The sequence below is a fragment of the Trichococcus sp. genome, assembly GCF_055118575.1.
The window spans coordinates 1-21193 of record NZ_JBSQPW010000009.1 but is presented as its reverse complement, the minus strand read 5'-3'; the positions used below and the strand labels follow the sequence as shown (position 1 = coordinate 21193).

Genomic DNA, 21193 nt, shown 5'->3' with positions numbered 1-21193 from the left:
TAAGGATTGCTCTCAACTAAAAGGTCGAATTATTATTGTTGTTCGTTTACGAAAGGCATCATTTTACGCAATTCAGCGCCGACTGCTTCGATTTGGTGGCCTTGTTGCTTAGCGCGCATTGCGTGGAAGTCAGGGAAGCCAGCTTTGTAATCATCAGTGAAGCGTTTAGCGAATGCGCCTGTTTGGATATCCGTCAAAACGTCCTTCATGCGGTCTTTAACATCCGGAGTGATGACGCGTGGTCCAGAAACATAGTCGCCGAATTCTGCTGTGTTTGAGATGGAGTAACGCATTTTTTCCATGCCGCCTTCATACATCAAGTCAACGATCAATTTCAATTCATGCAATACTTCGAAATAAGCGATTTCTGGTTGGTAGCCAGCTTCGACCAATGTTTCGAAACCTGCTTGAACCAAGTGAGTTGTTCCGCCGCACAATACTGCTTGTTCACCGAACAAGTCAGTTTCAGTTTCCTCTTTGAAGGTTGTTTCCAAAACGCCTACGCGTGTAGCGCCGACTCCTTGTGTCCAAGCAAGAGCAAGATCTCTTGCGTTGCCTGTTGCATCTTGGTAGACTGCGAACAAAGCAGGTACTGCAGAGCCTTTAGCGAATTGACGGCGAACCATGTGGCCTGGGCCTTTTGGAGCGACCATGAATACATCGATATCAGCAGCAGGTGTGATTGTGCCGAAATGGATGTTGAATCCGTGACCGAATGCGATGGCATTTCCAGCTTCCAGGTTAGGAGCGATCTCAGCTGCATATACCTCAGCTTGTTGCTCATCTGGGATAAGGATCATTACTACGTCAGCTTGTTTTGTTGCTTCAGCAACAGAGAATACTTCAAAGCCGTCTTCTTTAGCTTTATCTGCAGATTTACCTGCACGGATTCCGATGATTACATCATTTCCGTTGTCGCGAAGGTTTTGTGAATGTGCATGTCCTTGCGAACCATATCCGATAACGGCGATTTTTTTACCCTCTAGTGCTTTTACTGTTACGTCTTGATCGTAGTATACCTTAGTCATATTGAAATGACCTCCTTAGTTTTTTTATATTCTCAATGCTTTTTAAGCAATTTGATTCGGTCAGTAGGATGATGCGGTTGGTTGGGTTTAAGCTCTTAGGCCCAAACGTTTTTCGGTGATGTCGGTTGCGCTGATGACGTCGACTTGTTTTTCAAGCTGTTTCGTCAACAATTCGGCAGCAGCTAATGTATCGAAGTTGATGCCGACAGTGATCAAGGATACATCGTAATCTTCCGTACCGGTCAGCGTTAAAGTATCGATATTGTATTGCGGCTTCAGGATAACCTGCGTGATGCGGTTCAATACACCAGGTTTATTCACGACTTTGGTTTGGATTAATCTTAGCATATTCCTACACACCTTCCATTTCGTTATTTGGCCGTCCACTGGCAACCATAGGGAATACCAATTCATCTTTGGAAATCAGGATATCCAAGACATACGGACCTGGATAATTTAAGGCAGTCTGGATCGCTTCATCCACCTTATCCGGATCGGACACTCTTGCAGCTGTGATCCCGTATGCATCAGCAAGTTTAACGAAATCCGGTGAATCCGGAATTTCGGAATGGGAGTAGCGGCCTTTGTAGAATTTGTTCTGCCATTGATGAACCATACCCAATACTTCATTATTCAGAATGAAGTACTTCACGTTCAGCCTGTTGGCATTCAAGATCGCCAATTCTTGGTTGGTCATCTGGAAGCCGCCATCTCCAACGAAACAGACAACTGTTTTATCAGGAAAGGCCATTTGCGCACCAATCGCTGCCGGAACACCGAAGCCCATCGTTCCCAAACCGCCGCTTGTCAGCAACTGTTTTCCTTGTTTGAAAGGATAGTATTGGGCAGCCCACATTTGATGCTGGCCAACGTCCGTTACAACAATGGCTTCCCCGTTCGTCAATTCACCGACTTGCTCGATTACATGTTGCGGTTTGATGAACGTATCTGATTTTTCGTAACGGAAAGGGTGTTTCTTTTTATTGTCCATCACGTGGCTGAACCAAACGGAGTGGTCGGGCACTTCAGCCAATTTTGTTTCGTTCAGCATGATCAGAGCCAATCTGGCATCAGACAATACCGGGATATGCGTGTGCATGATTTTGCCGATCTCGGCATTATCAAGGTCAACGTGGACAATCGTTGCTTCAGGAGCGAAGTTGGTTGGGTCGCTTGCGACACGGTCATCAAAGCGGGCACCGAAGTTGAGAAGCAAGTCACATTCCATCAAAGCCATATTCGAAGCGTAGGAGCCGTGCATACCGCCCATGCCCAATGCCAGTTCATGTTTGATAGGGAAGCTGCCCAGACCCAGCAACGTGTTTATAACGGGAATTTGGTAGTATTCCGCAAAAGCCAGCAGTTCTTTCTCAGCTTGCGCATGGACAACGCCATGACCGGCCAAAATGATCGGTTTTTTGCTTGCAGCAATCGCTTCATTCACCTTTGCAATCTGTTCCGGAACAGGCAAACATTCCGGTTTGTATCCAGGCAGATTTTTTTCTGCTTGGGTATACGCTTCATATGAGACTTCCTGGACACCGATGTTTTTTGGAATATCGATGACGACCGGTCCTTTTCTGCCTGTATTCGCCAGGTAGAATGCTTCGTGGATGATGCGCGGAATATCTTTGGCATCCCGCACTTGATAGTTGTATTTCGTCACGGGTGTCGTCATCCCGATCATGTCCGTTTCCTGGAAAGCGTCCTTGCCGATGCCCGCTTCATGCACTTGTCCAGTAATCACGATCAAAGGAACGGAATCCATCTGAGCGGTCGCGATACCGGTCAACGCATTTGTTGCGCCGGGGCCGCTTGTAACGATACAAACGCCGGGTTTGCCGGTAGCGCGGGCATAACCGTCAGCCGCGTGGACAGCACCTTGTTCATGTCTAGTCAATACGTGATTCGATTCGGATTTGTAGAATTCATCGTAGATGTGGAGGACAGCACCGCCTGGATAGCCGAACAGAACTTCAACACCTTCTTTTTTCAATGCTTCAACAAGAAGGGTTACGCCTTTTTTTGTTTTAGTTTTCATTTCCGATTCCATTGTAATCTCCCCATTTCTCGTTTTTCCTATGTCTGTTGCCATATGGATAAAAAAAAGCATCCTCATCAATTAATGATGGGATGCTTCATCCCATTTGATTACCACAAATAGGACTTAAACAATCTGTAAAAAATTTCTACAGTGTTTAACTCCTAGATCATTAAGACGATAATAATGTTTAGTGGATTCATCGTTTTCATATGGGATACCTGATTTCTATATGGATTTGTTATTGCTTAAGTGATTGATATAATCATATAAGATTTACATGAGAGTGTCAACGAAAATTTTCACATTATTTTCACTTATTTCTAATAATTGGCTGAAATGAACCAGCCAGCTGATTCTTTTGTGCGCTTCAGCTGCTTGACAAAAAGTCATGCAGCTCGGGTAGCCGTCTTTCTGCGGCCCTCTCTGCATATTGATAATAAGCATCAAGCCTTTGCACGTTCCGCTCCATCCTGCCTATGGAAAGCTGATCGGGCGCAATGACGAAAGCCTTGTTGTCTTTTTCCAAGCGTTCGATCAGGGTCATGGATCGGTTGTATACGATGTGCCGCTGTTCGATGGCTGCGACAATTTCGGGGTAAGCCCTTAGCTGACGCCGGATGACCGTATTGAAACGCTGCTTTTCTTTGATGTAGCCGCGCGGGCGGGTCAGGATGATCACGTGCTTTTGGTTGCCGTCTGCGATCGCTTTTTCGATTGGCAGCGAGTCGACGATGCCGCCGTCCAGATAGAATTTACCATTGATTTGCGTTGGAGGCATCAGCAACGGCACAGTAGATGATGCCCGGATTTTGAGCGCCAATTCTGCGCTGGTTGCGATGTCTTCCTTATCGAAATACACCGGCTTGGCTGTTTCCATATCCGTCGCAACAATCTTCATGGTAGCCGGATTGTGTTTGAAAGAATCAAATTGGAAGGGGATATCCGTCGTGATTGCATCTTCATAGATATATTTTGTGTTGAAATAACCCTGGCCATTGAGGAGATATTTCATTCCCGAGAAAGCCGGATTTGCCGCGATATCGACAAAAGAAGCTTTTGTGCGGATAAGGTCCCTGCTGACATAATTGATGCCATTGGCTGATCCGGAAGATACCCCGATGACGTAATCCAAGTAGATTTCTTGACGCAATAGAGTGCTGATGACGCCTGCGCAAAAGACGCCACGCATGGCTCCTCCTTCGATGATCAAGGATACTTTTTCTTTGTTTTGGTCCATACATTTCCCACCTCACTATATAGTATAGATGACATTCCCGTGTGAAGCGATGCTTTTCTTATTATTTATTTTGTAAGCTGTGGGATAGCGAAAGCCTTTTCCGGATGGGGCAAATGTGGTATATTCGCAATAAAGATACCCAAGAACCACAAAACTTTAGATGGGGTGATGGAATGATCAGATTTGACCACGTGAATGTCATTCGCGATAACCGGAAAATTTTGAACGACATCAATTGGCACGCAAAAAAAGGCGAGCACTGGGCCATACTCGGCTTGAACGGCTCCGGCAAGACAACCTTGCTTCAACTGTTGAATGGCTATCTGTGGCCCAGCAGCGGCAAACTGGTCGTGTTGGGCGAGACTTTCGGTCAAACGGCCATCCCCGAGTTGCGCAAACGGATAGGCTGGGTCAGCTCCGCCCTGCAGCAACAGCTGAATCCCAATGACATCGCTGAAAACATCGTCCTCAGCGGAAAATTCGCTTCGATAGGCGTCTGGACCGTCCCGACTGAAGCCGAAAAACAAAAGGCGCTGGACCTGCTGATCAAATGCGGAGGAAAAGAATTGATCGGGTTCCGCTACGGCATCCTGTCTCAAGGACAGCAACAGATTATTTTGATCGCCCGCGCATTGATGGCCGAACCGGAAATATTGATACTGGATGAGCCTTGCAATGGCCTAGATCTGTTCGCAAAAGAGAAACTTTTGGAGGATATCCAGCGGATCGCCGATGAACCTGAAGGTCCGACAATGATCTACGTCAGCCACCATACTGAGGAGATCCTACCCTGTTTCAAAAAGCTGATGCTGCTGAAGGATGGTTCTATCCATAAGACCGGCAAAACAAGCGACTTGCTGAAGGAAGAAATTCTGAATGATTTCTACGAAAAACCGGTGCAAACGATGCGAATGTCTAAGAATAGGCTAGCGGTCTTTCCGAAATGAAGCCTCTGATAAAAATAAGACCTGCATCCCAATCGGTGGGATGCAGGTCTTGTTTTTATGTTTGTTCGTATGATTGTATGGCCTGAATTTCGAGTTCGTGATTGTGAGCGAAATAACCCGCCAAAATGGTTTTTGCGGGGAATATCGTGATATCCGCTGACCATTTTCCCCGCCAAGGTTGTTTTGGCGGGTTTTCTGACTGTGATTTGAATTGATTTTCCCCTCCAAAGTGGCTTTGACGGGTTATTTTTGAGTATAAACTCAATTCTCTATCGGAAGGAGTTGCATCACTACTGATCGATCCCCAAGAACTGTGCTTCATACAAACGACGATAGGTCCCATCCTGAGCCAACAATTCTTTGTGCGAACCTTGTTCGGAAATTCCTTGTTCATCGACGACGATGATGCGATCGGCATGCTTGATGGTCGTCAGACGGTGCGCGATGATCAATGTCGTCCGCCCTTTAGATAAGTTATCCAAGGATTCCTGGATGACTTGCTCAGTCTCGGTATCCAGCGCGGAAGTCGCCTCATCCAAAATAAGGATCGGCGGATTTTTCAGGAACATGCGCGCAATCGAAAGCCGCTGTTTTTGCCCGCCGGAAAGTTTGACGCCGCGTTCTCCGATCATCGTGTCCAATCCAAGGGGCATCTCCGCGATGACCTTGTCGAGATTGGCCATCCGGGCTGCTTGGGCGATTTCGGCATCGGTAGCGTCCAGTTTCCCGTAGGCGATGTTTTCCCTCACGGTTCCTGGGAATAGGAAGACATCCTGCTGCACGACGCCGATTTGGTTACGCAAGGACTGGAGCTTCAGATCCTGGATGTTGATGCCGTCGACGGTGATGGTACCTTCTGTCGCCTCATAAAAGCGGGGAAGGAGGTTGCACAAGGTTGTTTTCCCTGCGCCGCTCGGTCCGACGAAAGCGACAGTCTCTCCAGCCCTAATCTTCAGATCAATGCCGTCCAACACCTTTTTGGAACCATCATAGCCGAATGACACCTGTTTGTAGATGATATCACCTTTCAGATGCGAGACTTCGATGGCGTCCGGTTTATCCAGAATTTCCGGTGTGCGGTCCAATTCTTCAGTGAAGCGTCTGAAGCCGGCTATTCCTTTCGGATAACTTTCGATCATCGTGTTCACTTTTTCGATCGGACGGACAAAAATATTGGACAAGAGGATGAATCCGACGAACTCGCCGTAGGAAAGTTGGCCTTGGATCGTGTAGTAGGCTCCAAAAAACAACGCGAAGAGGTTTATCAACCGGATCAGTAAATAGTTGTAGGAAGAACTGATGCCCATCATTTTGTAGAAGGCCATCTTGGAACGGCGATAGGCTTGGTTCAGTCCTTCGAACCGTTTCGCTTCATAGACTTCATTTGCGAATGCCTGCACAACTCGGATGCCGCTGACCGACGCTTCGATTCCAGCGCTGAATTCGCCCAGATCCTCAAAAATACGGGTGTTGATTTTCGTCATTTTCTTGTTGAAAAAGATGAGTGCAATCGTGATGAAGGGGATCATGACGAAAGTGGCGATCGCCAACGGCACATGGATCTGCAGCATCAACAGGAAAGATCCCAACAAGGTGATGATCGTTATAAAGACATCCTCAGGGCCGTGATGCGCCACTTCGGAGATTTCGAACAGATCCGTCGTCAGCCGCGCCATCAATTTGCCGGTCTGCTGGTCGTCGTAGTAGCTGAAAGGCTGATTCTGCATATGGCCATAGAGTTCACGGCGCATATCGGTTTCGATGTTGACCCCGAGCACGTGACCGAAATAAACAACGATATATTGCATCGCTGTGTTGACGATGTACAAAACCAACAGCCCCAGTGAAACCAAGAGAATCAAATTCCACTGCCCGGAAGGCAAAATGGAATCAATGACGCTGTTGACGACGACCGGGAAAGAAAGTTCCAGGACAGCCGCCAAAATAGCACAACAAAAATCAAGCATGAACAGATGCTTGTAGGGTTTATAATAGCCGAAAAAACGTTTAATCATAGGTACCTCCTTTGAAATCATTCAAATATAGTTATAACATAGATTGATGGAATGAGGTATTGATAAGCTTCTTAAAGTTCTTACAGACTTGTGGAATAAGTTTGTTTGAATAATGTTGCTTAACATTTGCATAGTGATACAATTATATAAAAAATATCCCTCTATTGGTATGATCCAGAATACTGGCCTCAATCAATTGGAGGAGTTAGATAATGAGAAGGAAGATTGAGAACAATCGCTGTATCGATATTGTCACTAGCTTTATTGACCGGCTGTAGTGGCGCATAACCTGAATCGACGGTCGAGAAATTTTTTACGACAGGGCAACATTTTTCGCTATACTGATCTTTTCCTAAGAGCAAAGTTATACGGCCGAGTGGTGAAATACGCTCCATTAGGAGACAATTTTTTGATTTCCTATGACGATAATTGTTCGGCGGCCTTCTATTTGAGATGGCATAATAAAAGTGAAGGGGTCGTCTTAAAATTAATATGTGAGGAGTATTTCATGATGAAAAAACTAAAGGAACGGCTAGTGTCAATACTTACTATAGTGTTTGTTTTGACAGTCGGATTATTTATACTAAACAAAACTGAAATAATTTCCATCCAAACTAATAAAACATCAGAAACAGCTTTAACGCAGGAAAAATTAGTGGAACTTTCAGAATTGGCAACATTAAAGTATGAATACAGTAATGTAATCATAAGCCGTACAGATAGGACTATACCAGTACCCGGATTTCCTGATTTTAATTTTGCAGAGGCAATCAAATTAATCGAATATTCTGGATATCTAAAGGCCGGAACAGATTTTTCTAAGGTTAAACCATCGTATGATGAAGTATCCAAACGATTATTGGTCAAAGTGCCGAAATCCTATATACTCGATAATGTTGTTGAGACCGAAAAAACGAAAGTGGAAGATGTCAAAGGAAATATATTTTCGGATTATCCCACTCAGACCATCATTGACGAAATAAATGCTCATAAAAAACAACTTGAAGAAGAAAAAATTAACAATGGTTTTTTGGAAGAGGCAGACAAAAGGGCAGAGTTATTGCTGATTTCTCATTATAGCTCCAGTGGTTACGATGATGTTATAATTGAGTTCTATTAAAATTATTACTGGTGAGAATTACCGCCGAGCGGGTACTCTTTTTATGCTGAAAAACCACACAAATAGGGACTTTCTCAAAATTCAACTTCAATTGACTTTGAGAGAGTCCCTTCTTACTTATTGGATTTAGTTATCTTCCGAGTGACGTTCGCCGACTTGGAAGTCGTCAGCGTGTTCGAACCGTCTGGCTGATGGTCGTCTGCGACACATAGTTTCGTTTGGCTGTCTCCGTGAAACTGGGGCAGTCCACCAGGTCAATGTAGTATTTGATTTTTTCGATGTTGATGCGGTTCGCCTCCAATCAAAAGTCTATCTGTCTGTAAAGTACCATATCCCGCTGCTACCAGGCAATCGGATATTTTGGAAAGAATGTTTCACTCATTTGATTCCGGGATGAATAGTCTAGACAAATTTATTTCAACCTAAGCGTTTCGTCTGTCATTTTTGGATGAATGGCATATACTAACGTTAGTTATCAAGGAGGTTTTTTGATGAAAATAGAACATATCGGTCTATGGACTGCGGATTTGGAAAAAATGAAAGCATTCTACTGTGATTACTTCAAGGCTACAGCAGGTGAAAAGTACCATAACCAGAAATCGGGATTCCATTCCTATTTCTTATCGTTCGCGGATGGTGCCAGATTGGAAATCATGCAGCGCCAAGATGTAATCAAAGGCGCTCAAACAAATGAAATATTGGGTTTCGCCCATCTGGCCATCTCGGTAGGCAGCAAAGAAACAGTGGACGCATTGACGCAAAAGTTGGTCGATGCCGGCTATCCTTTGTTGAGCCCATGTAGAGTGACCGGCGACGGCTATTATGAATCCGTCATCGGCGATCCGGAAGGCAACAGAATCGAAATCACGATATAGAGAAAGCATGAGGTGAATGGAATGGATCTGAAAGCGATCGTTTTGGATATCGACGGCACCTTGTTGAATGACCAGAAAGTAATCACGCCAAAGACGAGGGAGTCATTATTGCGGGCTCAGGAGACCGGAGTGAAACTTGTGCTGGCATCCGGCAGGCCGTTGCCCGCGATGCTGAAATTTTCAAAAGAACTGAAGATGGAACACTATCATGGCCTACTGCTTTCCAATAACGGTGCCTGCGTGACGGATTGTGCAACGGATGAGATGCTGTTCAGCCAAAGCATCTCAGAAGAAATAGGCGCAGCGCTGTTGACGCACTTGGAAAAATTCGAGGTCAAACCGATGATTGCGCATAAGGAATATATGTATGTGAACAACGTGTATGACTGCATGATCACCGCGCCGCCGCACGGCTTGAGGAACATCATAGAATACGAGTCGCGAAGCGGTGGTTTCAAGTTGTGCGAAGTGGAGCATCTGGCGGACTTTGTCGATTTCCCACTGCATAAGATCCTCATCGCCGGGGAGCCGGACTACTTGACGCAGAACTGGCAGGAAATCATGCGGCCGTTTGAAGGGCGGATCAATGGCTTTTTCTCGGCGCCGTTCTATTTCGAGATTGCCGACAAAGGCATCGATAAGGCTTTTGCTTTGGACAAAACCCTGCAGCCATTGGGGATCAATGCCGAGCAAGTCATCTCATTCGGGGATGGGCAGAACGATGCTTCCATCATCGCCTACGCAGGGGTCGGCGTCGCGATGGGCAATGCGATCGACGCCCTGAAAGCAAACGCGAACGAAATCACCTTATCCAACAACGAAGACGGCATCGCCCATATGCTGGAAAGATACTTGTGAGAACAGAATAAACTGAAAAAAAGCCAGGCCGCATCCTTAACTTTGGATGCGGTTTGGCTTTTCTGGTTACAGGGATAATACCCGGTGAGGAGCGCTTCGCCGGGTATTATCCGGAAAATGAGGGCCTATTTCCCGGCGAGGGCAGCTTCACCGGGAATTATCAGCCAAATGAAGTAGGAATTACCGGCGAGGACTTCCTCACCGGTAATTCGCGTCCATAGCATTGGAGTACGTTCGTTAAGAATTGTTTAAAAGAATAATTAATTATTGATAAACGATAAATAAAGGGCTAAAATAACAGTAACAAATCCAAACGAGGTGTTGTGCAAATGAAACGAGAAACACTCTTTTTGAAAACGGTCGTCTTCCTGTTGGGACTGCCGGTATTGGCGCTCTGCATTTTTATCATCCCGGAAATTGCGGCTTTCCTGGTAGAAATGGTCCCAAGCCTTGCCTATCTGCAGTATCCTTTCATGATCGGCTTGTATGCATCTGTGGGCATCTATTTCTTCGCTCTGTACCAAGTCTTCAGGCTGCTGGGCTTCATCGATCAGGACCTGGCATTTTCCGATTTGACGGTGCAGGTGCTGAAGAACATCAAATTCTGTGCGGCTGCGATCGGCGGCTTGTTCATTTTGTTCATGCCGCTCATTTTCATGATGGGCGATCTTGATGATGCACCCGGCCTAGTGCTGATCGGCCTGATCATCATTTTCGCCTGCATGGTGATTGCCGTTTTTGCCGCTGTCCTTCAGAAACTCCTGCAAAATGCGATCGCAATCAAGCAAGAAAACGACTACACGATATGAGGTGCGTAAAATGGCAATAATCATCAATATAGACGTCATGCTGGCCAAACGGAAAATGAGCGTCACCGAACTGTCGCAGCGCGTCGGCATCACGATGGCCAATCTGTCGATCCTGAAAACCGGAAAAGCCAAGGCGATCCGCTTCTCGACTTTGGAAGCCATCTGCAAGGCCCTCGACTGCCAACCAGGCGACATTCTGGAATACCGGGCCGATGAAGAGGAATAGCGGATATGCGTCAGCGTGACCTAAAAAACAGGGGAAACTCTTATTCTAGATTAGTGCGAACATTCTATATGCTTCACAGAAGGAACTCTGTTAGATTAGGGTTTCTTTTACTATGGTGAGTAAAGAAAATAGCATCAGAATTGAATATAGGATTAGAAATAGCCCGCCAAAATGTTTTTGGCGGGCTATTTCCGTTTAAATAACAGTCAGAAAAACCGCCAAAATCAACTTAACGGGGTATCTCGTGTTGCTATTATACATTTTACCCCGCTAAATGGTTTTTCGCGGGGTAAATCTTAGCTCATTACATCAGCATAGAGTGAGCTGTTTCTTTCGAGCATACCCTTGGCGAAAGGGCAGAGGGGGATGATTTTTTTGTTTTCCTCCCTGGCCATTTCGACCACGCGATCAACCAACTGCGCGGCAATTCCCTGGCCACGGTAATCGTCATTCACAAAGGTACGGTCGATGACGATCATGCTGCTGTCTGCAATGGAATAGGTGATTTCGCAGATTAAATTTTCGTTCTCATCTTTTTTGTAGAAACGTAAGTCGCCGCTATTAAAGTTCATTGTCTGATCTCCTTTTTATTTTTTTGATGTATTTCCAGCATTCAATATCCATTTTCCATTTCATATTATTCCTGCGACGGATACCAGTCAAGCGATTCGTCTTGAAAAGATAGTCATGACTAAACGAAACTTCTACTTGTAAATCAATGATGTAAAGGTATACAATAAAAATATTGCGCTAGGAATTAAACCTTATAATTGTTGATACCAAAATAGAATTCAGCACTATTCATAATTGCTTTATTTGTGGCGTAACCGACATCCATGGTCGATTTTTGATAGAAAGAAAGGGGAAATAATATGTTTTCGAAAAGATTTTATGCAGTCGCATTAACATTTTTGTTTATTTCTAGCTATACATCGGTAACTACTGAGGCAATGGCATCCCAGTCATCATCCGAGGCAGCGGCAACCCAAAATAGCGCGGCTAATTTTCAGGATGTGATTGTAAGATTCAAAGATAAACCTGGTCAGGCGGAATTGCATGCATTCAAAGGCCTAGGCGGTGACGTCAGCAATGTTTTCACCATTATTCCAGCGATTTCCGGAAGACTTCCTGTGAAAGCCATCGAAGCCCTGAAAAATAATCCGCAAGTGGAAGTAGTCGAATCGGATATTCAAGTGCAGGCACTTGGATATGAGCCGGAAAACGAGCTTGGGAACAGTTGGGGTGTGAAGCATATCAGCGCAGGTGCAGCGCATGCAGCTGGTCATACTGGTGATGGGGTCAAGGTTGCCGTTTTGGATTCCGGGGTGAACTTTAACCATTTTGACCTGAGCGATAACTTTGACTTTTCCGCAAATGAATTGGGTTACGATTTCGTTTCGGATGACTTTTTTCCAGAGGATGTTTATGGGCATGGTACCCATGTGGCAGGAACGCTTGCTGCAGCGAGCAACGGGTTTGGGATCGTTGGCGTTGCGCCAGACGTACAGATGATAGACCTCAGGGTTCTGGATGAAAATGGGTTTGGTACTGCCAGCAGAATCATTGAAGCACTTCAGTGGATTCAGAATTATAATGCCGCGCATCCCGATTCTCCCATACGCATCACAAATAACAGCTACGGCACAGGATCCAATTCGTCCCAGCTCGGGGCAGCTTTTGATGCATTAGCCAGCTCCGGGGTTCTGCATATAGGCGCTGCAGGCAATGAAGGGAGTGCTGCGGGCAACGGAAATAACGTCGGTTATCCGGCCAGATATGATTCTGTAGTAGCTGTAGCAGCTGTCGACAGAAATAATCTGCGGGCTAGTTTTTCCAGTACGGGCTCGGACGTTGAAATAGCCGCGCCAGGTGTATCCGTTCTGTCTACATGGAAAGATGGGGTCAACCTATTAGGTCCGCAGCCGTTTTCGTTCGCAGGTTATGCAGGCGAGTACTTCATAGAAGCAAACGGAACATCAATGGCTGCCCCGCATGTCGCTGGTGTCGCAGCGTTGTTGATGGCAGCCGATCCGAGTTATACAGCGGAGGCAGTCCGCAATAAAATGAATGGAACAGCTCTGGATTTGGGGGAAATCGGTAAGGATAAATTATACGGTTACGGATTGGTGGACGCTTCCTTAGCGCTGGGGATTGGATCGATTGCAAATAATCCACCTGTGGCGTACGACCAAACTGTTGACACAACGCAAAACACCTCTGTAGAAATCACACTCATCGCTGCAGATCCGGACGGTGATTCTCTGACCTATTCGATTGCATCAGCTCCGTCAAGCGGAACAGTAAGTGGGACAGGGCCAGATATCACGTATACACCGAACGCTGACTTCACAGGCGTGGATAGCTTTACGTATGAAGTGAAGGACAGTAAGGACGCAACTGCCACTGCAACAGTGACCATTAATGTTGAACCTACAGCTGCACCTGCAAGAACAGTTGATGTGGTTGTCCAAATGAGCGCTACAACCAGAAAAATAAACAAAATAAATCAGGTGTGGGCGACAGCCAAAGTGAAGGTCATGGAAGCCGGTGCCCAAGTAGCTGATGCAACTGTCATCGGCCACTGGGAGGAAGCGACTACAGGTACTGATTCCGGGATCACCGGAAAAAGCGGGACGGTATCATTCGCTTCCGAAAAACTAATCCAGTCGACTGATCAACGAACGTTCACTTTCGTTGTCGATAGTGTGGTTATAGGTGGAGTAAGCTGCACCATTGCTAATCAGACGGCATATTCGATAACTAAATGATAAAACATCAAGCTATCTTTGCTGGGGAATAGCTAGACACCCATGGCTACAATGCTATTTATAAGACTTGAACCTTTACTTGCAGAGGGTTCAAGTCTTTTTTACTGCATTCAGTTTAGACACTTTATCCAAAAAAGGTGGTCAAAATAGCAACTGCCTGTTCGGTAAAACCTATCAGGAGTGTTCGATTCTGTATGATATTCATTTATTGGCAGTCATGATACCATATGTGAATAGTAACTCAATCGAAAAAATACGATAGAAAATTGCTGATTTAATCATCTTTTTGCAGAAATAATGTCTTAGTAGATTGATACAAGCAAACGTTAAAAGCTGAAAAAGGCTATAAAGTAATCGCGGCTTCCTGATATATAGGACAGTATTTTTATTTGTGAAGTGATGATCAGAGGCTGTAAAAAAGCAATAAAGGATTGGAGGTAAACAATGGACTTGGATTTTATTAGAAAGGTTATCCCCATGTATCAGGAAGCGGCCTTCCTTGTGTTGCGCATTGGTGGGATCGGAATCATCTTTGCTTTTGTCATAGGCTTGATCATCAGTATTGTGCGCTATTATAAATTGCCTATCTTATCAAAGTTTTTTGAAGGATACATCGAATTGTCACGGAATACCCCATTGATGATCCAGTTGTTTTTTCTGTATTTTGGCTTGCCGCAAGTCGGTATCCAGTTGAGCGCCGAGGTCTGCGGCATATTGGGGTTAACCTTTTTGGGAGGCAGCTATTTTGCGGAAGCGATACGAGGCGGTTTGGAATCCGTCCCAAATATTCAGATGGAATCAGCGTCCAGTCTGGGTTTATCAAACACTCAAACTTTCCTGTACGTTATATTCCCGCAGGCAATCGCAAATTCATTTCCCAGCATCGGGGCGAACATCATCTTTTTGCTGAAGGAAACCTCCGTGTTCAGCGCAATCGCCTTAGCAGACCTGGTTTTTATCGCAAAAGATATCATGGGCTTGTATTACAAAACCAATGAAGCGCTGTTCTTGATGGTCACAACTTATCTGGTGTTTTTATTGCCGATATCCCTTTTGATCCATTTCATCGAAAGGAGGTTGCGTTTTGCAGGATTCGGGAATTAACATTTTATTTAAAGGTCAAAATCTGCAGCGTATCCTGGAAGGCCTTGGGCAAACAATTTTTATCGCAATCATAGCAGTCGTACTCTCATTCGTATTGGGACTTTTGGTCGGAATGCTCATGACAAGCAAAAATATCGTTGTCCGATTCGTCACAAGATTCTACCTCGAGGTCGTCCGGATTGTCCCCGTATTGGTGATGCTGTACATCCTGTACTTCGGCCTTACACGTTGGACAGGCATCCATATTGATAACAGGGTGGTCGCCATTTTCGTGTTTACCTTCTGGGGAACAGCTGAAATGGCCGATATTGTCAGAGCATCTGTCACGTCTATTCCCAAAATCCAATGGGAAAGCGGCCAGGTATTGGGATTGTCTGCAGGGCAACTCTATGTGTATGTCATTATTCCTCAGACAGTGCGGCGCATCGTTCCACCGGCCATAAATTTGGCTACCAGGATGGTGAAGACCACGGCCCTGTTGCCGCTTATAGGGATTATCGAAGTCATCAAAGTCGGACAGCAAGTGATTGAAGTATCCGTGAAGGATTACCCGAGTGCCTCCTTCTGGATCTATGGGTTGATTTTCTTCCTGTACTTCATCGTCTGTTATCCGTTATCGAAATTATCCAAAAAACTTGAATCGAAATGGCAAGAGTGAGGAGGGGTGAAAAACCTTGGAAAGCCCAATATTAACATTGAGTCATGTAAATAAGTATTACGGGGAAACTCAGGCCTTGACTAATATCCAGTTGGATATCGCTAAAGGGGAAGTTGTGACCATCATCGGCCAATCAGGATGCGGCAAATCGACTGCCTTACGCTGCATCAATGGTCTAGAGGAAATCCAATCAGGCAGTATCTTGCTGGATGGAAAAGAAATAGCCGCAGCAGGGACGAATTGGAAAGAAGTCAGGCAGAAAATCGGAATGGTCTTTCAAAAGTATGACCTGTTCCCGCACATGACGGTCCTTGACAATGTCCTGTTGGCGCCTTTGAAAGTCCAAAAGCGCAAAAAGGATGAGGCGGCCGAAGAAGCTATGGCGTTGCTGAAACGGATTGGCCTTGAAGATAAAGCACACAGCTTCCCACGGCAATTGTCCGGCGGGCAGCAACAGCGTGTTGCAATTGTACGTGCGTTGATGACGCACCCAGAAATCATGCTTTTCGATGAAGTGACGGCAGCACTTGATCCGGAGATGATCAGGGAAGTGCTGAATGTCATCCTCGATTTGGCAAAGGATGGCATGACCATGCTGATCGTCACCCATGAAATGGCTTTTGCAGAGGCAGTCAGCGATAAAATCGTCTTTATGGAAAAAGGGAACATCGTTGAAGTTTCAGACGATCCGGAAGCTTTTTTCAAGCAGCCACAATCGCAAAGGGCCAACGAATTCATCAACACATTCAGGTTTCAATAGAAAGACAATATAGAAAAAAACATTGGAGGAATGAAGAATGAGAAACAAATTTATCAAATCATTAGCCATATTATCAGCGACAGTGGGTCTAGCGGCTTGCGGCGCAGGCGCAACAAGTGATTCTTCAGAAGGCTCCGTTGCCAATATTGAAGATAAAACGACAGTTGACACAATCAAAGAAAATGACGTCATCCGCATCGGCGTATTCGGCGACAAACCTCCATTCAGTTATGTGGATGCGAACGGAGATAACCAAGGCTTCGACGTTGAGATTTCCAAAAAAATCGCAGAAGATCTGCTAGGGGACTCTTCAAAAATCGAATGGGTCATCACGGAAGCGGCAAACCGTGTGGAATATCTGGAAACAGGCAAGGTTGATCTGATGATGGCCAACTTCACCGTCACACCTGAACGTGCCGAAGTAGTTGATTTCGCCAATCCATATATGAAAGTATCCATCGGCATCGTATCCCCCGAAGGTGATGTCATCACGGATGTTTCCCAATTGGAAGGCAAACAACTGATCGTCAACAAAGGAACAACCGCTGAAGCTTACTTCAGAGAAAATTACCCTGATATCGAGCTGTTGGTCTATGAACAAAACACAGAAACTTTCCAAGCATTATTGGATGGCCGTGGCGCCGCTTTGGCACATGACAATACCTTGATCTTCGGTTGGATCAAAGAAAATCCTGGTTTTGTCGCAGGAGTTGAAGCCATCGGAAACGAAGATACCATCGCGCCTGCAGTAGCTAAAGGCGACACAGCATTGTTGGAATGGGTGAATGAAGAGATTGACACGTTGAATGAAAGTGGCTTTATCGCAGAAGCATACGAAAAGACATTAGCGCCAGCGTTCAGTTCCGATATTGATCCGGCTTCCGTCCTCATAAATCAATAAAAAGAGATGCAATTGTCTGCTAAGTCTGCGATAAAAGTATCTTCTAAGAAATACAAGGTCGGGACTTCGGTTCCGGCCTTTTTACGTTTAAATTATTTACTTGTTGCTCAATATGTCAATCATTGAGATAATTAAAATGCCATTAAGGAAAAACAGCACATAGAAACAGGATAGGCTGTTGGCAAGAGTCTGTTACAAGGACTGAGATGGAGGCGAAGTGCATAGTGAATAAGGATTGGAAAAAATTAAAGCAATCAAAAGATGGTATTCCAACTTATGATTCACTCTATCCATACATATTATTGGTTTTGAAGGATGAATCTGAGAGAACGAATAAACAAATTTCGAAAGCAGTTTTTGAGTATTTAGATATTCCATCTGAAATTATAGGAATAAAATATCCAAAATATCCCGATGCAGAGGGCGTGCTTGAGAATCGTTTCAGTTTTGCCCTATCTGATTTGTATAAAGCAGGAGCAATCATAAGACCCAGACGAGCTACCTATACCATTACCGAATCTGGGATTGACCTACTCAGCAAAAATAAGGATACGTTGACGAAAGACATTCTGAAAAGGACTCCCGAATATAAGAAATATGAAGCGGAGATGAAAGTCAGAAATGAGAATGACAATATTTTAGCTGATGAAGTTAACGATGAAGATCCCATTGATGAACGCATCCGCATAGTTGAGTTTGCAAAAAAAGTTAACAACGAAGTCGCGACAGAATTGTTGGATAAAATTAGAAACATCAATCCTTATTTCTTCGAAAAATTAGTAATCGATTTACTCGACACCATGGGCTACGTTGGACCTAATGGCAATGCGATGGTGACAAGTAAGTCTAATGATGGCGGTATTGATGGCATTATTAATCAAGATCCATTAGGAACAAATACAGTGTATGTACAAGCGAAGCGATATAAGGAAGACAACATTATTCAACGACCGGACATTCAAGGTTTCTATGGCGCCTTAGCGGGCATCAATGCTGATAGAGGCGTATTTATCACAACTTCTCGGTTCTCTAAATCTGCGACCGAGTATGCAATGCGTCAAGGAATTGTTCTTGTTGATGGCATTCAATTGACCGATATGATGCTGAAGTACAAGGTGGGTGTCCAAACGCATAAAAAAATAGAATTGCTTAAAATTGATGAAGACTATTTCGAGGAGAACAATCTTTATTAAGGGATAGTGAGCTATGACATTCAAAAGGGGATGCAAATATGATTGCTGAAATTAAAGGAAAACTGTGGCAAACAGGCCATAATTTGAATGAAAGTTTAGAAGATAACCTAACTGGAAACTTTTTCGGAGCATTGAGGTACATCCCGTTTGATTTAGCGTTGCGGAATATTTTGTCAGCTGGAGTGTATCCAAGTAAAGTAGGCGATTTAATTGGAGAAATTAAGGCTGAATTCTGGAGCGATAAATTAGAGTTTTGGCCACATGATGAGGAAGGCATAATTGATGCTTTGCTGAATTTCGATGATACAATCATAGGTATCGAAGTGAAATACATAAGCGGATTATCATCTGATGATAATATAGATAACTCTTATAAAACAGATAAGCAATCCATCGAAGCAGAACCAAGTAAAAATCAGCTCTCAAAAGAGTCACGAATCGTTTCAAGAAAAGGTGCAGGTAAAACAAAAATTCTACTTTTTATCGCAAATAGTGAATCCTGTCGAAATGTCTATAACGATGTAGTAAACCGTAACATTATCAGCACTGATGTTCAGATGGCGTATATTTCCTGGCAAAGTATTTTGGTAGAGTTGAAAAAATTGAAACTAGATGATAGGTATTACCAAGTTATTATCGATGATCTCATTTCCTTGTTGACGAAAAAAGGATTCGAAAGTTTCAAAGACATACATGTAGATTTTGATGTGGATATCGATCAAGAAAAGTTTTATTCATTCTGTGCAACGAATTCTTTAGATTCCAACTTTGAAACGGACAGCACGATTAAGGGGGCAAATACATTATGAACTCAGTTGATGAAAATATCCGGAATGCCTTTATTGCAGTACATGAGACTCATAAAAATGTTGATATGCTGATGAAATATTGTCGGACCATTGCGGATGAAAATACTAACTACAAAACTGTAAATGGAAAATTTTTAAAGTGGCAGTCTAGCAGCAATTACTACGGATGGTGTATCGATGATTTTATTCTGCTGTTCCAAAGAGAATCGGACAAAAAGCTAAAGAATGAGTGGCGCGATGGTCCAATATACGCCATGGAAATCATGCTGCACAATGATGAAGACTTCGAACAGATGCCCACTATTTACTTGTCAAAATTCGAATATGAGGATATAGCTTCGTGGGAAAAAGGAACTTCGCCTTCTAATCATCAGCATTTTTATTATCCTATAAGAGAAACAGACGATATGGAGATCCAAAAGAATGGAGAGGAAATATTCGTAGCTACACCAAAAACAAAAGAAATAGCAGATCAATATTACGCTGGCGTCAGAAAGGTAAGTTTTATGCATTTACCTTTGATGAGTGTAAATGCTGAAAATGTGAAAGAAAAAATATTTGATAATTTTGAGAAATTGTATCTCTCTAATTAATCAAGCTTCACCAGAGGAACGATGTGCCAGAGAAGTTGGGATGAAAACACAAAAATAATGTGAACTGAGGAGCATAAACATATGACAGTATGGCGATTGCAAACATTAACAGGTGGTCAAGGTCAACATAATATCGGTCAATTTTGTCTGGATAATAGTGTTGTTGCGATGGGTTGGAGTTTGGAATCCGGTACGAGAGAGAGATTGCTTGCACAATATCCTACTCCAACCATTGACCAATATAAAAAAAGTCTTGAGAAAGATATTGGCACAAACAGATTACCAAAAAATCTCAATAATTTTTTGGATATTTCACAAGATGATATTGTCTGGATGAGGTCAAAGGGAGTTTATTATTTTTGCAGAATAGATGAGAATGCTCATTGGAAGTATGATTCTATTAAAGCTGCATATGAGAACGATGCATGTAATCAATGGGCAAATGTAAAGTGGATACAGGCCGGAGATGAAAGTGATATCCCCGGAGCGGTAGCAACAGCCTTCATTAGGGGCATGGTGTGCCAACGTATTCGAAAAGAAGGTATTGAGGAATTTAGTCAAAATTTATACAACCAAAAAGAAGGCGTTTACTATAACGTGACTGTCGGAAAAACCCAAGAAACATTTTATAATTACCTAAGTCCCAGCGACTGTGAAGATTTACTGGCTTTATGGTTGAATCATAAATATGGATATATAGTAGTACCTTCCACAAATAAACAGGGCACTGAGTTATATGAATTTGTACTGATACAGCCAAAAACTGGGGGAAAGGCTTTTGTGCAGGTCAAGAAGGGAAATAATAATCTTAACAAAAATGATTATATTAGTATCAGCACCAATGGTGAAGTGTGGCTAATGACTACTCAAGGCAAATTTAGTGGAAATGGTAATACAAGAATTCACGAAATAAACAACCAAGAACTGTTTGACTTTGCTATGGACTTAAACAGTGTAAATTATTTGTCTGAAGCGATTAAAAGATGGGTGAATTTAATTAGATAATGTCACTAGTGTTGCATAAACATTTGCAGGTCTTCATCTAAACTGTTTTCTGAAAAAAAGCAAAAAAAATTCTTAAGCTCCCGCAGAAAGATGACTTTCTCTAGATTGTAACAATTATGAACTATGTCAATTTATCTCCATTTACTCTACTGTCGTCAAGCTTTCGTTCATTTTGATTCGGTCGGTTTTCCCCGTATCCTTGTCTCCCAAAGTTCACTAGCTTCCCATAGGGAAGCGAATAGG

At 43.8% G+C, this 21193-nt stretch carries 21 protein-coding genes; 15 read left to right on the top strand and 6 right to left on the bottom strand.

Going from position 1 to position 21193, the window contains the following annotated elements; translation table 11 throughout:
• Positions 1-32 precede the first annotated feature (32 nt).
• From ilvC to ACTCCX_RS03725, 4 genes are all read right to left on the bottom strand, one after another.
• Positions 33-1028, bottom strand: a complete 996-nt coding sequence (ilvC, locus tag ACTCCX_RS03740) for a ketol-acid reductoisomerase (protein ID WP_463274802.1) — start codon at positions 1026-1028, stop codon at positions 33-35.
• A gap of 87 nt (positions 1029-1115) precedes the next feature.
• Positions 1116-1376 carry an acetolactate synthase small subunit gene (ilvN, locus tag ACTCCX_RS03735; protein ID WP_319471129.1) on the bottom strand — a complete coding sequence of 87 codons (261 nt, stop codon included), beginning with the start codon at positions 1374-1376 and terminating at the stop codon, positions 1116-1118.
• Between the two features lie 4 nt (positions 1377-1380).
• The gene (ilvB, locus tag ACTCCX_RS03730; RefSeq protein ID WP_463274801.1) at positions 1381-3081 is read right to left on the bottom strand and encodes a biosynthetic-type acetolactate synthase large subunit; all 1701 of its coding nucleotides are present in this window, start codon (positions 3079-3081) and stop codon (positions 1381-1383) included.
• A 358-nt stretch (positions 3082-3439) separates the two neighbouring features.
• On the bottom strand, positions 3440-4309 hold the full coding sequence (locus ACTCCX_RS03725) for a patatin-like phospholipase family protein (protein WP_463274800.1): 870 nt from the start codon (positions 4307-4309) through the stop codon (positions 3440-3442).
• A gap of 173 nt (positions 4310-4482) precedes the next feature.
• Here ACTCCX_RS03725 and ACTCCX_RS03720 point away from each other — a divergent pair, with 173 nt between their 5' ends.
• Positions 4483-5256, top strand: coding sequence for an ABC transporter ATP-binding protein (locus ACTCCX_RS03720; RefSeq protein ID WP_463274799.1), 774 nt, complete (start codon positions 4483-4485; stop codon positions 5254-5256).
• A gap of 290 nt (positions 5257-5546) precedes the next feature.
• Here the strand turns inward: ACTCCX_RS03720 and ACTCCX_RS03715 are convergent, their stop codons facing one another.
• Positions 5547-7271, bottom strand: coding sequence for an ABC transporter ATP-binding protein (locus tag ACTCCX_RS03715; protein ID WP_463274798.1), 1725 nt, complete (start codon positions 7269-7271; stop codon positions 5547-5549).
• A 508-nt stretch (positions 7272-7779) separates the two neighbouring features.
• On the opposite strand from ACTCCX_RS03715, the gene ACTCCX_RS03710 reads away from it, so the two are divergent.
• From ACTCCX_RS03710 to ACTCCX_RS03690, 5 genes are all read left to right on the top strand, one after another.
• Complete coding sequence (locus ACTCCX_RS03710; protein WP_463274797.1) at positions 7780-8391, top strand: DUF4230 domain-containing protein; 612 nt, start codon at positions 7780-7782, stop codon at positions 8389-8391.
• Positions 8392-8882: 491 nt separating this feature from the next.
• Positions 8883-9266 (top strand): VOC family protein, encoded by a 384-nt coding sequence (locus tag ACTCCX_RS03705; RefSeq protein ID WP_463274796.1) that lies wholly within the window; start codon positions 8883-8885, stop codon positions 9264-9266.
• A gap of 21 nt (positions 9267-9287) precedes the next feature.
• Positions 9288-10124, top strand: coding sequence for a Cof-type HAD-IIB family hydrolase (locus ACTCCX_RS03700; RefSeq protein ID WP_463274795.1), 837 nt, complete (start codon positions 9288-9290; stop codon positions 10122-10124).
• Positions 10125-10453: 329 nt separating this feature from the next.
• Complete coding sequence (locus ACTCCX_RS03695; RefSeq protein ID WP_463274794.1) at positions 10454-10933, top strand: DUF2975 domain-containing protein; 480 nt, start codon at positions 10454-10456, stop codon at positions 10931-10933.
• Positions 10934-10943: 10 nt separating this feature from the next.
• Complete coding sequence (locus tag ACTCCX_RS03690) at positions 10944-11159, top strand: helix-turn-helix domain-containing protein (RefSeq protein WP_463274793.1); 216 nt, start codon at positions 10944-10946, stop codon at positions 11157-11159.
• A 296-nt stretch (positions 11160-11455) separates the two neighbouring features.
• On the opposite strand, the gene ACTCCX_RS03685 is transcribed toward ACTCCX_RS03690, so the two are convergent.
• On the bottom strand, positions 11456-11731 hold the full coding sequence (locus ACTCCX_RS03685; RefSeq protein WP_463274792.1) for a GNAT family N-acetyltransferase: 276 nt from the start codon (positions 11729-11731) through the stop codon (positions 11456-11458).
• A 300-nt stretch (positions 11732-12031) separates the two neighbouring features.
• On the opposite strand from ACTCCX_RS03685, the gene ACTCCX_RS03680 reads away from it, so the two are divergent.
• The 9 genes from ACTCCX_RS03680 to ACTCCX_RS03640 all read left to right on the top strand — a co-directional run bounded on the left by ACTCCX_RS03680 (position 12032) and on the right by ACTCCX_RS03640 (position 20950).
• Positions 12032-13927: a S8 family peptidase gene (locus ACTCCX_RS03680; protein WP_463274791.1), complete on the top strand. Its 1896-nt coding sequence runs from the start codon at positions 12032-12034 to the stop codon at positions 13925-13927.
• A gap of 444 nt (positions 13928-14371) precedes the next feature.
• Positions 14372-15031, top strand: a complete 660-nt coding sequence (locus ACTCCX_RS03675; RefSeq protein WP_463274790.1) for an amino acid ABC transporter permease — start codon at positions 14372-14374, stop codon at positions 15029-15031.
• Positions 15012-15689, top strand: coding sequence for an amino acid ABC transporter permease (locus ACTCCX_RS03670; RefSeq protein WP_463274789.1), 678 nt, complete (start codon positions 15012-15014; stop codon positions 15687-15689). The genes ACTCCX_RS03675 and ACTCCX_RS03670 overlap by 20 nt, the downstream gene beginning before the upstream one ends.
• Positions 15690-15705: 16 nt before the next feature.
• On the top strand, positions 15706-16449 hold the full coding sequence (locus tag ACTCCX_RS03665; protein WP_463274788.1) for an amino acid ABC transporter ATP-binding protein: 744 nt from the start codon (positions 15706-15708) through the stop codon (positions 16447-16449).
• Positions 16450-16486: 37 nt separating this feature from the next.
• Positions 16487-17350, top strand: coding sequence for a cysteine ABC transporter substrate-binding protein (locus ACTCCX_RS03660; RefSeq protein ID WP_463274787.1), 864 nt, complete (start codon positions 16487-16489; stop codon positions 17348-17350).
• Between the two features lie 224 nt (positions 17351-17574).
• A complete protein-coding gene (locus ACTCCX_RS03655; protein ID WP_463274786.1) occupies positions 17575-18543 on the top strand; it encodes a restriction endonuclease in 969 nt (322 codons plus the stop codon).
• A 38-nt stretch (positions 18544-18581) separates the two neighbouring features.
• Complete coding sequence (locus ACTCCX_RS03650) at positions 18582-19352, top strand: hypothetical protein (protein ID WP_463274785.1); 771 nt, start codon at positions 18582-18584, stop codon at positions 19350-19352.
• Positions 19349-19945, top strand: a complete 597-nt coding sequence (locus ACTCCX_RS03645; RefSeq protein ID WP_463274784.1) for a hypothetical protein — start codon at positions 19349-19351, stop codon at positions 19943-19945. The genes ACTCCX_RS03650 and ACTCCX_RS03645 overlap by 4 nt, the downstream gene beginning before the upstream one ends.
• Positions 19946-20026: 81 nt before the next feature.
• Positions 20027-20950 carry a hypothetical protein gene (locus tag ACTCCX_RS03640; RefSeq protein ID WP_463274783.1) on the top strand — a complete coding sequence of 308 codons (924 nt, stop codon included), beginning with the start codon at positions 20027-20029 and terminating at the stop codon, positions 20948-20950.
• Positions 20951-21193: the final 243 nt, after the last annotated feature.